This is a genomic window from Ensifer sp. 22460, from assembly GCF_052044935.1.
Lineage (GTDB): Bacteria > Pseudomonadota > Alphaproteobacteria > Rhizobiales > Rhizobiaceae > Ensifer.
Window position 1 is genome coordinate 73,408 of sequence record NZ_JBQENZ010000018.1, and the last position, 14,323, is coordinate 87,730.

Here is a 14,323-nt window from a genome sequence, read left to right on the forward strand (position 1 = left end):
ATTGCGGCCGCGGCTGAACATCATCGGCGTCGGCGCGAGAGCCAAGCTCAGGCTGAAGCCGTCAGACAAGCCGGCCATTTCTGACGACTATACAGCCTGCAATCACGACATGCCTGACGCGGCTCAGATTAACGTGGTCGACAACGATCAGGTCTGCACGCTTGCCTTTTTCAATCAGCCCGCGGTCACCGGCCATTTGAGTGAAGACGCGCGCGACATTCCCGGTCGCAAGAGCAACGGCCTCCGCCGCAGACAACTGCTTCTTTCTGACCATCCGCTGGATCGCTTCAAGAATTCCATCCCAATGCCCGCCGGCAAAATCGGTCGAAATCGTATCGACACAGCCCGCATCGATCAGCGCATCGAGGTTGGAGGGATCGTTGCGCCAGCGGGTCCCGATACAATCCAATGTCGAAACATCGATGATAGCCCCCTTTCGTCTCAGGTTCTGAGCAATCGAGACTGCCTCGTCCGGGAGAAAGCTCGGGTGATTGCTATGACCGGCGACGAAACGTGCCTTCGGGTGCTTCTCGACCACGGCGATCAAACGCTTCGCAGATGGCGCCGCGTTGTGGAAGATCGCGGGATATCCGACCCGCTCGGCTTCGCGGGCGATTTGATCGAATCCGGCCAACGAGAGGGCAACCGAAGGCATCACCGATTGCGTAATGATCTCGCGAACGCGATCCGCTCCGGTGACCCCGGAAAGACCGCAACGCTCCAGCTCGTCGATCAGTGTCAAATTCGCTAGGCCGTCTACCGGATCGAGATAGCGGCCAAGGACGGCGTTCTTCAAGCGCCTCGCGGCTGCGGGCGTCACTTCGACCCCGAACTCCTGCAAGAACGCTTGCGGGATGAACCTGTATTCTTGCGCACCACCACCCAATGTCTGTCCGCCACCTGCCTCACCAAGCGCGACCGCGCCGGAGGCCAACAGGTCATCTATCGTCGCACTCAGGTGCCGTGCCGAAAGTCCCTTGCCGTCGACCACAAGCGCCGCCTCGATGTTTTTCGGAGTGTGAGCCGTGGAAATGCGGATATCCATTGCATGAGGTTCTGCCTCGTTGACATCTACTTCGTCAGCCATGGCCAGGCCGCAGACGTTGAGAAGGGTCGTTGTTCCCTGAAGAAGATGGCGGTTTCGGAAATAAGAGACATCTTCGCCTTCAAATGGCTTCGAGCCGCTGGGCATGGAAGGCCCCCGAATACATCCATGCGCATGTGCGTTTATGAGACCTGGCATAACGATGCCGCCGGTTGCATCGATGGTTTCTCGCGCCGCGATTTCAGCGCCTGCGGCAACCTCCGCGACTTCGATACCGGCGATCCTTCCCTTCCGGACAAATACGGCAGCCCGTTTGTGAAACGTCTTGCCGTCGCCGGTGATTAGACCCCCATTTCGGATTACCAGATCCATGACAGATGTTCCTTTTCGCCAGCTGGGATGCTGTCCTAGTCGCCGGTCCCTTCGCCCGGCCGATCCGCCTTGTGCTGCGATTGCTCCTGACTGGAACCATCGAGCATGTAGCCGGACGATCGAACCGTTCGGATGAGATCAGGGCCACCTGCCACGCTAAGCGCCTTGCGCAGTCGACCAATATGGACATTCACCGTCTTGAGGTCGACGAAACGACGCTCGGGCCAACCAGCTTCGATGAGTTGTGCGCGACTGCACGTCTGCTCGCGGTTCTCCATCAGGAACTGAAGCAACCGGAATTCGATCGGTCCCAAGTGGACGTTGATGCCCAAACGCCTGACGCTGTGCCTGTTGGCATTCAGTTCAATTCCTGCACAGGCGAGGATATGACCGTCGCTCGCCATTGGACCCGACGCGTGCGGAAAGAGGATACGGTCGCGAAGGAAGCTGAGTAGCTTGGAAGGAGCAATCGGTCTTACGAAGTTCTCGTCAATACCGGCCTTCAGCAGATCGATAAACCGACTTTCCGCACCAGGTCCAATCAATCCGACCGTCGTGATCCCGAATGTCCGCGGCACCTGTTTCAGCTTTACACAGGCTGCAGGTGCCCAATCTTCTCCCGATCGACAATCGAGAAGGATGGCTCCGACATCGTACTCGCCTGCAAAATGGACAATCTCCTCGACCCCGGAACCAAGAATGACCTGATATCCCTCGGATTCCAGGATATGGACGAGCAGCAAGTAGTAGTCCGGATCGGTCGAACCAATCAGGATCTGGCGCCGCGCTGAACTCAAAGACTTCTCCTCTTTAGGCTTTAGGTCTGTTGTTGATCACAGCACGAATCCGACTGAGACTTCCGACATCTGCAGAAAGAACTCCTGCTACGGCCATCGTGTTGGAGCACGGCCGGCCAAGGCGCTGCATTGGCCACCCAGCGCGTTTCAGAATGCGCTCGAAACGCAAGTCAGTGGCCGTGACGACCTCGCGGTAGCCGTTCGCCATCGACCACTCGATGATGCCAGCGAACATCTTCAGCGTGGTCCTGTGGAGAAGCCCCTGCGTCCTGCCTTCGTCGAGCGCAGTGTCGACACAAAAGCGCGAGCTTTCGACCATGCCCGCGTGTGCGTCCAGCCGTCGCGATGAGAGGAGTTGCGGGAAGGTATTGGCGAGCATCGTCGGCCCGGTGGCAGGGAGAAGCCTCGCGCAACCCGCTACCGCACGCGTGGCCGTGACAGCCAGGATATAGGTAGGATTGAATTGATCGTAAGCATCGGTTTCACGACCGTCCCTTATGTCTACATCCCAGCCCAGCCTGTCGCCAAAGACGCGGGCACGCAACCGATGCATCGAGTCGATCAGGTCCGCAAATTCTCCGCGCCCTGCGGCAGGTACATCCAGTATCTCCATCACCAATCTCCGAAGAAATCTCCGTCGCTGGCTACTGGACACGAGTTTTGCCGCTCGGACGACTAATAGAATCAGTAGTCGTGTGCTCGACCCAACCGTGCATGAATATCGCAGATGTGAGTAGTTCGATGACGCAGCGAGCTGTGTCGCAACCGCCGAAATAGGTGCGAATCCACGAACGTGTAGCAACAGGGCGCGGAGCCGCCGAAGGGCCGATTTCCGGGCTTGGATGGCGCAGATTGGAGGCCACGAATTTCAATGTACAAGCACACCGCCGAAGCCTACGTACTGGTCCCGCATCCGGAACGGGTCGCGGAAAAGGTCTGCGCGCGTTCCGGAAACTATTGCCGCTCGATCGACGATATGGGCGCCGATAGGTTGCTCGACTTCGGCGACGCGCGTGCGATCCTGAGGCTGACGGAAGAAGGTCTGCACCTCCAAGTCGACGCGCAGGACACCATCACCTTCTATGGCATCAGGACACTTCTGCTGGGAAGCCTGTGCGCCGTCGCGAAGTTTTCAGGTGAACACGTTGAGTGGCACTCGGCCGGCAGCGTGCCTTTCGGCGCGATGTAAGGATGCCGCGGAGGCGGTGGCCCGCCCTGGACCTTTGCGGGTACCCTGCAGGCATGGTTGTCCGCACGGGTTCGCAGTTCTGGCAAAGCGCCCTTTCCCGCATAGCCCCATTTTCGGTCCCCGACGGTAGACAATATCCTCGCCACATCAGACGTCTCTGCGGCAAATCTTCGAAATCACAAAGTGGTTCTAAAATCATACATTACCGCCTCACGCTGATGTAACGTGAACACGGCAATTCATGAGAAAGGGCTTTGCGACAGATAGCGCGCACGGCATCGGGCTCTATTGAATTCGTAGCCCTCGCTCGCGCTCCACGCGATGAGACTGGATTCTCAGAGGCAAAAGCACTAAGTATAGCCAAGTTAGCTAAACGGAACTCCCATGCAAGTTACAATCCATAACGCCAAAACGAATCTGTCCAAACTCATCGAGGCGGCAAAGGCTGGCGAAGAAGTTGTCATCGCGAAGGGCAAGACCCCTGTTGCCCGGATCGTTGCTATTCCACAAAGCAAGTTCACCGTCGGGCTGCTGAAGGGCAAGGTCACAGGGCAGGGACCGGATTTCTTTAAGCCGATGAGTGAAGATGAACTCGCTCTTTGGGAAGGCGCGGTGTGACAGCTGTGCTTCTCGATACCCATGCTTGGGCATGGTCACTAACGGGCGATATGCGCCTGTCCACCAAGGCAACCGCTATCATCACGGAGGCTGACAGCGTTTTTGTCAGTCCCATCAGTTTCTTCGAGATTGGGCAGAAAGTCCGTATCGGCAAGTGGCCGGAGATGGAACCATTCATCAATGACTTGCCGAGCTTGCTGGCTGAACAGGGTGGCAGAGTTGCGGCCTTGGCGCCGGAAGTGTGTTTGAAAGGGGCGACCCTCGCCTGGGAGCATCGCGACCCATTCGACCGATTGCTGGCGGCGACCACGCTCGCTCTTGGAATCCCGCTGATTTCAGCGGACGAAGTTTTCGACACGCTCCCGGATATTTGCCGATTGTGGTGACTTCTGCCCCAGACGTCGCTAGTCCGATGGTACGCCTCCAAACATGATCGAATCAATTACTTGACGGGCAGCTGGCAGCGCCACCCCGCTTCACCGAAAAGCAGGGCCAGTACCTCGCCTTCATCTGGGCCTATAGCTAGATCAACGAACGGGCGCCGCCTAGCGTGACCTGCAACGCTATTTCGGCGTCCCCCCACCATCTGTCCACCAAATGGTGCTCACCCTCGAGCGGGCCGGCTTAATCCGAAGGAAACCCGGCGTGGCCCGAAACATCGAACTGCTCGTCAATCACAACAGCCTACCCACGCTGCAACCCAACCCGTCAAATCCTCTGTGCAGAGGTACTAAGGCCTGAAACCTTGCCGCTTTTCCTGGGAATAGATGCCGGCGAGATTGATGCTCCCAACTCAGTGGCAAGGAATGTACAGCAATTCGGAACATCCTTCCCTGTGCTCGGGCGGCGGTGCGGCCGAGATAGATCGTGTTCCAGTGCACAATGGCGCCGATGTGCGCGAGGATCGTAAGATGGCGGCCGCCGCGCGAAATGCCCGCTTCAGCATGAGCGCTGATGCAAATACCGCAGGAAACACCCTTTGACGCAATCTGCAAACCAGGCCACCAACGTCGCGCATGCCGGGCTTGGTCATCTCTTCAGCGTTACGGTGAGGTTGGCTAACGCAATCTGATCCTTGATAACCGCCCGGTGGCGATCTCAGTACGGCCGATCGATCGTAAAGGGTTCGTGTTCAGCCTTGCGCATCTCCTTCTGCCTTCTTCTTCAATGCGCTCCGGTAATTCAACGGGCGCGGTCGATGACGCGCCGCTCACGCTCCGAAATGATCTCCTGACTGCTCTGCACGCGAACCGTCTGCTGCAAGACCTGCAGCCGATCCCGCATCGCCTCCAACGCGCGGCGCTGCACCGGCGACACGCGATTGATGACGTCCTTCTCGCCACGCAGGATGGCGTTTCTGCCGAAGCGCTCGTCGAGCGCCCGGCTGACGGAGACGAATTCTTGGGCGACGCGCGGATCGAGAAAACCCGCGGCAATCTCGATCTTGCCCTCCCTCTTCTTCATCTCGGTCGTCAACTGCCGCAGCGCGCCCTCAGCCTGCTGCGACAGACCGGGAATAGCGACCGCCATACGCCGGCGCTCGCCGGTAATAGCCTGGGTTTCAGCCTCAAGCGCAGCGGCATAAGACGCTCCGAGGGAACGGACACGGCTTGTCGCTTCGGGCAGAGCCTGAAGCGCCGCCTTCCGCTCGCGGCCGACAGCAAGCAACTTGTCAATGATGCGACCGGAGCCACGCAGCGCGCCATAGGCCGCCGGATCGTTGCTGACGGCTGCGGCAACCCGCTCGCCGGCAAAGCCCTTCACGACAAGCTCCTCGATCTTGGCGACCGCGCCGGCCGGATCGCGCCAGATGCGCATTGCCGCCTCGGCGAGGACGGCGCGATGATGATTGTAATGGGGAACGGCAAGCGCCCTTTCCCGCGCTTCATCGGCAATCGATGTCTTGAACTCCGTGACGGCGGCAAGCATGGGCAACACGGGCACTGTCTCCTTTCCGAACTCGATGCTTGCGCCGGCGACGATTTTCGAACGATCCTGCTTTTCTGCGAAACGCTGCTCGTCGCTGAAACGCCTGATCACCTCGAACAGGCGCACTAGCTTTTCACGGTGGTCAGTGGTGAGATTTGCCGGCATGCGCTCGGCCACATTTCGCTCGGCGATCGAATCGGCCTTCGCGGTGAAGGCAGACCAGCCAAAACGTGTGGTCAACGCCTCGTTGACGGCCTTGACCTCCTGAACAAGCAAATGGTCCTCAACGGCATAGGCGAAGGCCGTCTTGTAGGCATCGGCCCCGCCGCGCTCCCGGACCGCCTCGACTTCGACGAGACGCGCCATCGCCTGTTTCGAAAGCGCGGGAACGGACAATGACATATCAGCGCGCCGTTGTCGCTCGCGGATGGCGAAGCGCTCGGCCTGCCTGCGGAACTCGGTTGCATGCGCGCGCGCCAACGGCAGCAGCTCCGATAGGGCGGCCATGGCAGCGTTGCGCTCGTCGCGGGCGGCGCGGCCATCGATCATCAGATTGGATCCGCACAGGCGGCCAAGGCGGTCGGGCGCCAGGGCAAGATCTTCTGCAATCTTGCGCGGCTCGACGCCTGCACCCGACGCCAGAGCGTTGAGCGCCGACAGCGCGCCATCGGGGTCGCGATAGATTTTCTGCAGCACTGGCCGAAGTATTTCCTCCCGTTCCTTCCACCGTTCCGAGGAGAACTGCGCAAGACGCGCATCCTCTTCAACGCTGCGGGGGAATTCGGTGGCGGGTGGAATCAAATAGCTCCCACCCAACGGGATACCGGCGAAGGCTTCTCTGCGTTCCTCCCTGTAGGAGACGCTCCGTTCCCGTTCGATCGCGAAATCGAGCGCAATGCTCGCCCGCTCCCAGAGAATCGCCAGCTGCGACCGCTTCTCCGCAAGCCACGCCGACCGTCGCGCCGCGACCTCCTCTAATTCCAAAGTGACCCGGGCGAGCGTCTCGATGCCGCGCCGTCGGGCAAAATCACGGACATGCTCCCGATAGCCTTCCTCGCTTTCGAAATCGAGCGTCGTTGTCTTGGCGCCAGATCGTCCAAGGCGCTCAACAAGCCGCTTGAACACATTCGGCCGATGGCTTTCTTGCTCAATCCTAGCCTTGCGCGCATCGGCAGTTTCGACTTGTGTTCCAGTCCAGACGTTGCGCTCGGCCTGACGTTCCTCGAGGCGCTTCTTGCCGGTCTCTTCATCTATGACGGACACCTTTACCGTGACCGTTTCGACGCCATCTTTGCGGAGCGTCACGGTATCGCCTGTCGAGATTCCACCCTCAAGTGCCTTTGGGAGGCTCACGCCCCAAAGTCGGTGAACGGTTCCGTCGTCCGTCCTCACATCGGCGTACGGGCTTTCCTTTGCATCACCATCCTGCGGCCGGAACTTGGCCCACCCGGTGTCCACCAATTCACCGGTGACGCCGGATGCGTGATCGACACGCGGCCTGCGCCCCCATTCCGGCTTCGGTTCAAAATTCTCGCGCGCAGCGTAGAGATCGGCGCGGTTCCGATGCCGGGTCATCGCCACATAGGTCAGATGCCGGTCCATCATTCCGGTGGCGAGCACGAAGGTCCGATCGATGGTCGAGCCTTGAGATTTATGGATGGTCGCGGCATAGCCGTGATCGACATTGCGGTAGCTGTCCTCGCTGATCACGACGTCGCGGCCATTATCGAGATGCACCGTCAGCAACGCGTCTACGCGTTTGTCGCCAGTCGAAATGACCGTGCCAAGCATACCGTTCTTCACATATTGGGGACCAAGCCGCCTTGCGCGCGGTTCGAGGAAGCGGGCGTTTTCGAGGAAGATGACCCGGTCGCCGGCGGCAAACTCGCGAAGTCCTCGTGCCGTCTGGAATTGCCGCGCTCCTGTCAGCGCGCTCTCGTCGATCATGACCTTGCGTAAGGCCTCGTTCAGCTTCCGAACGTCATTGTTGGTGTGGGCGAGAACAAGCAGTTCGTCACCGCGAAGACGGCCCGCATGTTCGCCCGCAGCCGATTTGCGCAGCAGTTGATGACGGGCATCGGCCCAATCGGCAACCATGCGGTCGATGATCTCGGCCCGGGTTTCGGTCTCGACAATACGGCCCTGCTGGGCGTAAGCGTCGAGGCCCTCTTCGACCTTGCCGCGGGCGAATAGGCGGGATGCCTCGCGCGCCCACGCATCACGCTGACGGCGCACACCGGCAAGTTCCGCAAAGCCGATCCGTTCTGTGATTGCCCTGAACGCCGCACCCGCTTGGATCGGTTGAAGCTGCATTGCGTCACCGACGAGCACGACCTTTGCTTCTGCCTGCTCGGCAATCCTCAGGACGCGCGCCATCTGCTGCGAGGAGACCATGCCGGCCTCGTCGATCACCAGCACATCGCCACGGCTGAGCTGCTCACGCCCAGCGGCCCAAGCTAATTCCCACGAAGCCAGCGTGCGCGACCGGATGCCGGAACTGTCCTCCAGCCCTTCGGCGGCCTTGCCGGCAAGGGCCCCGCCGATCACCCGCCGGCCGTCGCTTTCCCAGGCAACGCGTGCGGCAGCAAGCAGCGTCGACTTGCCCGCCCCCGCAAGACCAACGACGGCGGCGATGCCGTCGTCACGCGTGACATGACGAACGGCATCGACCTGCTCGGAATCGAGCGTGAAGGACTTTTCCGGATCGGCCGTTTCAATGCTTCGGACGGCGGCGGAGACCTTGGCAGCGCAGACGGCGAAGCCCGTTCGCACTGACAGAACCTCGGCAGACTGCGCCATATCATATTCGAGGCGCAGGATTTTCCGCGTGGTGAACACCGCCGGTTCTGTCGCCTTGCCCGTTTGGGTATCGACCTGCTGCGGCTTCAGCAGCACCAGATCGCCCGAAACCATAAGCCGCGCGCGGATATTGGCGAAGTCCACTGGATCGTCGACATAGCGGTGCAGCGCCTTGGCGATATCGCGCTCATCAAAGGTGGAGCGTTCGTTGCCGAGCTGCTTGAGGAGAAGCTCCGGATCGGCAAGCAGCCGGTCGGCCATCTCCTGCCGCCGCGCCAGATCAGCCGGCGCGAAATACATTTCGACACCCTTGCGCGCGAGCGCCGCCTTCTCCGGACCGAGGTGTTTCTGGGCGATCCCGTCGAGGCCTTGCTCAGCATAGGAGCGGCCGTCGAGACGGATCTCATGGCCGGCCAGCGCCAGGTGGCGGTTGACCGTTTCGGCCCAGGCGACCTTCCATGCCTTCATGGTTTCCTTGTCGCCAGCCCAGAGCTTGTAGACGATCTTGCCGTTCGGCCTGTTCGGCGTGACGACACGCAACAGCTCCCCGTCGTCGCCCAGGACCGGCACCTTCTTCGGCCCAAACCCCTCCTCCGTAAGGGGCCTGAGCGCCGTCAACAGATGGATATGTGGATTGCCGCCCTTGTCGTGAAACACCCAGTCGGCGATCATTCCTTTCGACGTGAAGTTGTCGCGGACAAATTCACGAAAGAGCGCGGTATTCTCCGCTCGCGTCAGCTCTTCCGGCAAAGCAATGATCAACTCCCGCGCAAGCTGTGCGTCCGCCCGCGTCTCAAACGCATCCACCGCATTCCAGAACGCCTCGCTTGCCGCGGCGACAGTCTTCCCCGCAATCGCCGCCCGCAGCCAGCCCGGGATATCGTCCGGCAGCGCCAGTTCCTCATGCACCAGCTCCGACGCGCCACCACGATAACTGAAGGACGTTCCGGCCTGCTCGTCCATCATCCGGGCGCGATGGCGGTATGCGGCGGCCGAGACGATACTGCGTCCCGCTCCCCTGCTGATCACCTGCGCTCTGACGAACATGATCGCCACGACTGTCTCCGTCCTTCCGAGCACGTCGCGCCAGCGACGTATATTGCGCCCTCAAACCGGTCGGACCGAAGGACCGATGCCGCTTCTCCGGAAGGCGACCGACGGTCGGAATTCCGACCGCGACGTTTTCGGGATGGTGCATCCTAGCCCGATTTACTATCATTTTATAGATAGTATAATCGACGCTGGTCAGATTTCTCAAACACGGAAGGACACCAGGATGGTCACAAAATCATCGATTTCCGATATCGACGCCCAGATCGAGAAGCTGCGCGACCGTAGACGAACGCTGATAGTAAAATCCGCCGAGCGGTTTGCGCGCGCCGCCACGAAATGGGGTCTGGCGGAAATGGAGATCACTGACGAGGAACTTGACGCGGTCTTCGGGGAGATCGCTGCTCGATTTCGCAAAGGAGAGAAGGAAGGGGCCTTTGGCTCAACTGCTTCGCCGCGTCGACCGGCAAGTGTCGGGTCTGGAACGACGGCGGAGGTTTCTCATGACGAGTGAACGAAAGCGAGAGTCCCGCGAGAAAACCCTGCTCGGTGGCATTGTCGCGAGAGCGGGTCTCACGAAGGCCGACCGGGCGTTTCTACTCGGCGGTCTCATCGAACTTGCAAGCGTCGCGCCGGGCACTGCCGAGCATCGGCGCCTGCGCGATATCGGTGAGGAAGCATTCAAGGCGCCCGCGTCAGAGGGCGGATCACCTCGTATCGCGGAGACGGCGTAATGGCACTGAAGTCAAAACCGCATCCGAGCCATTTGCTCATTCTCTTGCCCGTCGCTGTCACCGCCTTTGCGGTCTATGTCGTGGGCTGGCGCTGGTCGGTGCTCGCCGCCGGACTGTCCGGGAAGGCGGCATACTGGTTTCTACGAGCCTCACCGCTACTACCGTTATTGCTCGGGCCGCTCGCAGGCCTGTTGACCGTTTGGGCCTTGCCGTTGCACCGGCGAATGCCGGTAGCCATGGCGAGCCTCGTTTGTTTTTTGACAGTCGCCAGCCTCTACGCGCTGCGTGAATTCGGCCGACTGTCCCCATCCGTGGAAAGCGGCGCTCTATCTTGGGATCAGGCGCTGTCCTATCTCGACATGGTCGCTGTCGTCAGCGCAGTCGTTGGCTTCATGGCCGTGGCTGTGGCCGCGCGCGTTTCCACTGTGGTCCCCGAACCGGTAAAGCGCGCCAGGCGCGGAACCTTCGGGGACGCGGACTGGCTGCCGATGTCGGCGGCGGGAAAACTGTTTCCGCCGGACGGCGAGATCGTCGTCGGCGAGCGCTACCGCGTCGACAAGGACATCGTCCATGAACTGCCCTTCGATCCAAACGATCCGGCCACATGGGGGAAAGGCGGCAAAGCGCCGCTACTGACCTACAAGCAGGATTTCGATTCCACCCATATGCTCTTCTTTGCCGGGTCGGGTGGATACAAGACCACAAGCAATGTCGTGCCGACGGCGCTGCGTTATACCGGCCCGCTGATCTGCCTCGATCCCTCGACCGAAGTCGCGCCCATGGTGGTCGAGCACCGCACCCGCGTGCTTGGACGCGAGGTGATGGTGCTTGATCCGACAAACCCGATCATGGGCTTCAACGTGCTCGACGGAATCGAGTACTCGCAGCGAAAGGAAGAGGACATCGTCGGCATTGCCCACATGCTCTTGTCGGAGAGCGTGCGCTTCGAAAGCTCGAGCGGTTCCTACTTCCAGAACCAAGCACACAATCTCCTGACCGGCCTGCTCGCGCACGTGATGCTGTCGCCGGAATATGAAGGGCGGCGAACCTTGCGCAGTCTTCGGCAGATCGTCTCCGAGCCGGAGCCCTCGGTGCTGGCGATGCTGCGCGACATTCAGGAGCACTCGCAATCGGCCTTCATCCGCGAGACCCTCGGCGTTTTCACCAACATGACTGAGCAGACGTTTTCAGGCGTCTACTCGACAGCATCGAAGGACTGCCAGTGGCTGTCGCTCGACAGCTACGCCGCACTCGTCTGTGGCAATGCTTTCAAATCGAGTGACATCGTCTCGGGCAAGAAGGACGTCTTCCTCAACATCCCGGCATCGATCCTGCGCTCCTATCCGAGCATCGGCCGCGTGATCATCGGCTCACTGATCAATGCCATGATCCACGCCGATGGCGGCTTCAAGCGCCGGGCGTTGTTCATGCTCGATGAGGTCGATCTTCTGGGATACATGCGCGTTATGGAAGAGGCGCGCGACCGCGGCCGAAAGTACGGCATCTCAATGATGCTGATGTACCAATCGGTCGGCCAGCTGGAGCGGCATTTCGGGAGGGATGGCGCGACGTCGTGGATCGACGGCTGCGCCTTCACGAGCTATGCCGCGATCAAAGCGCTGGACACAGCGCGCAACGTCTCCGCCCAATGCGGTGAGATGACGGTCGAGGTGAAGAGGAGTTCCCGTAACGTTGGCTGGGACACAAAAACCGCCAGGGCCCGCCAATCCGAAAGCGTTAATTTCCAGCGCCGGTCGCTGATCATGCCACACGAAATCACCCAGTCGATGCGCAAGGACGAGCAGATCATTATCGTGCAAGGTCATAGCCCGATCCGTTGCGGGCGCGCGATCTACTTTCGGCGGAAGGATATGGATCAGGCAGCAAAGGCAAACCGCTTTGTCCGGGTTTAACGCCAAGCCGTACTCATGCTTATTGCGCCGGCCGAACGCGGGCGCGTCGCGGCCGTTCGAACAAAGGTGTGCATGATCGTCGACGACAATGAAGACGAAGTAACCCCTTGAGTGGCATCCGGCTGAGAGACGGCAGCGCCAGCCGATGCGAGCCAAGTTATGTCCGAGACGCGAGCGGCAATGTCCTTGGCTACGGCGATTCCATCGCCCTTAACAAGGATATCAAGGTTTAGAGAGCGAGCCAGGTCCCCATCTGGAAGTGTTCGGCCTGGTCGAAATTATGAGCGAGCGCGGCGGAAAGATCGAACGGGAATCTGGCTTAGAGCAATTGCGGTCATGTGTCATGCGCTTGAAATGTGCGTGAAATGTGCGCAAATTAGTCCTGCATTTTCGGCAGGAGAACCGCCATGTCCGCGCTTGCTCTACCCGATGTTCTCGAAAGCGTTCACCAGCCCGGAACGTCCGATCTTTCGGCAACTGGTGTTGCGGACCTGTTTGGCCTTCAACTTCAGGATCTCGCAGCGATCGCGGCGGTACATCGCAACACGGTCAGGATCCATCCGAGTTCGGCCAAGCTACAGGCGGCGCTGCGCGACTTGATGCGCGTGCTGTCCGCGGCATCCGTCGTGCAGCCCGACAAGGAGCGCGCGCTGTTCCTCATCAAGAATGCTCCGATCCCGGCGTTTCGCCACAAGACGATCCTTCAACTCGTTACCGAAGGCCGGACCGAGGATGCGATCGACTACCTGGAATCCGTCAGTTCGGGATATGTCGGGTAATCCTCGAACATCTTCCCGCGGGCAGGTTGCTCTACCGTGCCCATATGCCAGAATGGGCCAGCTTGCCGAGGAGCGGCGCGGGGCGCGGCGCGCAAGGGCGGCCGGTTCAATCGAGAGGGCGTCGAAGCTCTTTACCTAGCGTTGGACGAAGTAACTGCCCTCCGTGAGTATCAGCAGACCTCTCCTTTTCTGCCGCCCTGCACCGTTTGCTCGTACACCGCGACATTGGTAAACCTCGTCGACCGTCAACAGCTGAGCCACCGCGCCCCATGGGACGACCTCTGGCATAGCTGGCGGGAGGACTGGCGCCACCACAAATTCGACCTGCACGTCGAGCCGCCGACATGGGTACTGGGAGATCTCGTACTAGAGGCCGGCCATACAGGCATCATTTTTCCCAGCATAGCCAATCCGGGTGGGGCGAATGTCGTTATCTTCAGCGAACGGCTCGAAGGCAAGAATCGGATCGAAGTCAATGATCCCAAGGGTAGACTCCCGCGTAATCGGTCGAGTTGGGAGCGGTGAACCCACCCTGCGGATCAATCGTAACCAACGTCCTGCCGTTTCCTGAAGAGCTGACCATCCGCAAGACCGCGCAATTTGCCTGCACCGAACTATTCAGACCTCAGCGAGCCCCGTCCGACCATTCGACAGAATGCAGACCATTCCTAAGCGCGCCGTCAGCGGTCTACACATGGCTATGGCCTCCCTTAGAAGGGAGGCTTGGCATCGATGCGGCCCTCCTGTTCGGCGATTGCCACTTCCAATTCCGCCTGTGTCAGTTCGAGCTCCTCTGCGATCTGAGCGCGCTCGGCCGGGTCGCAACAATTCAGCTCGCGGCGCAGTTCCTCGATGTGGTCTTCCAGTGCAACCGTCATTGCCGTCATCTCCTTGAATAATGTGAAAGATGGCGCCGGTGGTCGCGAGGATCGGGCTGGGTCAAGGATCGCGGGACGCGACCGGCGGAGCCGGCGGGCGGGGGAGCCAAAATGCGAAGCATTTCGGGGGGACCGCTCGTCCTTGAGGCGGCACGATTGCTCGTGACAGACTTGGCACCCTGAGCGGATAGTTTTTGATCTCGTGTGGCAGCGGTAGCGG

14 protein-coding genes are annotated in these 14,323 nt (G+C 60.3%); 9 read left to right on the forward strand and 5 right to left on the reverse strand.

Annotated elements, in window-relative coordinates; all coding sequences use genetic code 11:
• Positions 1–61 precede the first annotated feature (61 nt).
• From ACTJKM_RS21830 to traI, 3 genes are read right to left on the reverse strand one after another with little or no spacing between them, the layout of a single operon-like run.
• Positions 62–1,417, reverse strand: coding sequence for an amidohydrolase family protein (locus ACTJKM_RS21830; protein WP_440660863.1), 1,356 nt, complete (start codon positions 1,415–1,417; stop codon positions 62–64).
• A gap of 35 nt (positions 1,418–1,452) precedes the next feature.
• On the reverse strand, positions 1,453–2,214 hold the full coding sequence (locus ACTJKM_RS21835) for a winged helix-turn-helix transcriptional regulator (RefSeq protein WP_063893420.1): 762 nt from the start codon (positions 2,212–2,214) through the stop codon (positions 1,453–1,455).
• A gap of 13 nt (positions 2,215–2,227) precedes the next feature.
• On the reverse strand, positions 2,228–2,827 hold the full coding sequence (gene traI / locus ACTJKM_RS21840) for an acyl-homoserine-lactone synthase TraI (RefSeq protein ID WP_440660864.1): 600 nt from the start codon (positions 2,825–2,827) through the stop codon (positions 2,228–2,230).
• 258 nt (positions 2,828–3,085) lie between these two features.
• Here traI and rctB point away from each other — a divergent pair, with 258 nt between their 5' ends.
• The 4 genes from rctB to ACTJKM_RS21860 all read left to right on the forward strand — a co-directional run bounded on the left by rctB (position 3,086) and on the right by ACTJKM_RS21860 (position 4,762).
• Positions 3,086–3,403: an SMa0974 family conjugal transfer regulator gene (rctB, locus tag ACTJKM_RS21845; protein ID WP_440660865.1), complete on the forward strand. Its 318-nt coding sequence runs from the start codon at positions 3,086–3,088 to the stop codon at positions 3,401–3,403.
• A gap of 384 nt (positions 3,404–3,787) precedes the next feature.
• Positions 3,788–4,021 (forward strand): type II toxin-antitoxin system Phd/YefM family antitoxin, encoded by a 234-nt coding sequence (locus tag ACTJKM_RS21850; RefSeq protein WP_058323408.1) that lies wholly within the window; start codon positions 3,788–3,790, stop codon positions 4,019–4,021.
• The gene (locus ACTJKM_RS21855; protein WP_440660866.1) at positions 4,018–4,407 is read left to right on the forward strand and encodes a type II toxin-antitoxin system VapC family toxin; all 390 of its coding nucleotides are present in this window, start codon (positions 4,018–4,020) and stop codon (positions 4,405–4,407) included. The genes ACTJKM_RS21850 and ACTJKM_RS21855 overlap by 4 nt, the downstream gene beginning before the upstream one ends.
• A gap of 169 nt (positions 4,408–4,576) precedes the next feature.
• A complete protein-coding gene (locus tag ACTJKM_RS21860) occupies positions 4,577–4,762 on the forward strand; it encodes a helix-turn-helix domain-containing protein (RefSeq protein ID WP_440638062.1) in 186 nt (61 codons plus the stop codon).
• Between the two features lie 441 nt (positions 4,763–5,203).
• Here the strand turns inward: ACTJKM_RS21860 and traA are convergent, their stop codons facing one another.
• Positions 5,204–9,805 (reverse strand): Ti-type conjugative transfer relaxase TraA, encoded by a 4,602-nt coding sequence (gene traA / locus ACTJKM_RS21865; RefSeq protein WP_440660867.1) that lies wholly within the window; start codon positions 9,803–9,805, stop codon positions 5,204–5,206.
• Positions 9,806–10,025: 220 nt separating this feature from the next.
• Here traA and ACTJKM_RS21870 point away from each other — a divergent pair, with 220 nt between their 5' ends.
• The 5 genes from ACTJKM_RS21870 (at position 10,026) to ACTJKM_RS21890 (ending at position 13,750) form a co-directional block, all read left to right on the forward strand.
• On the forward strand, positions 10,026–10,313 hold the full coding sequence (locus ACTJKM_RS21870; RefSeq protein WP_440660871.1) for a TraC family protein: 288 nt from the start codon (positions 10,026–10,028) through the stop codon (positions 10,311–10,313).
• Positions 10,303–10,533: a conjugal transfer protein TraD gene (locus ACTJKM_RS21875; RefSeq protein WP_058323405.1), complete on the forward strand. Its 231-nt coding sequence runs from the start codon at positions 10,303–10,305 to the stop codon at positions 10,531–10,533. Before ACTJKM_RS21870 ends, ACTJKM_RS21875 begins: the two co-directional genes overlap by 11 nt.
• On the forward strand, positions 10,533–12,446 hold the full coding sequence (gene traG / locus ACTJKM_RS21880; RefSeq protein ID WP_440637935.1) for a Ti-type conjugative transfer system protein TraG: 1,914 nt from the start codon (positions 10,533–10,535) through the stop codon (positions 12,444–12,446). The genes ACTJKM_RS21875 and traG overlap by 1 nt, the downstream gene beginning before the upstream one ends.
• A 407-nt stretch (positions 12,447–12,853) precedes the next feature.
• On the forward strand, positions 12,854–13,225 hold the full coding sequence (locus tag ACTJKM_RS21885) for a DUF2384 domain-containing protein (protein WP_440660872.1): 372 nt from the start codon (positions 12,854–12,856) through the stop codon (positions 13,223–13,225).
• A 36-nt stretch (positions 13,226–13,261) separates the two neighbouring features.
• Positions 13,262–13,750 (forward strand): RES family NAD+ phosphorylase, encoded by a 489-nt coding sequence (locus ACTJKM_RS21890; RefSeq protein ID WP_440660873.1) that lies wholly within the window; start codon positions 13,262–13,264, stop codon positions 13,748–13,750.
• Positions 13,751–13,935: 185 nt separating this feature from the next.
• On the opposite strand, the gene ACTJKM_RS21895 is transcribed toward ACTJKM_RS21890, so the two are convergent.
• Positions 13,936–14,103, reverse strand: coding sequence for a hypothetical protein (locus tag ACTJKM_RS21895; protein ID WP_197423518.1), 168 nt, complete (start codon positions 14,101–14,103; stop codon positions 13,936–13,938).
• Positions 14,104–14,323: the final 220 nt, after the last annotated feature.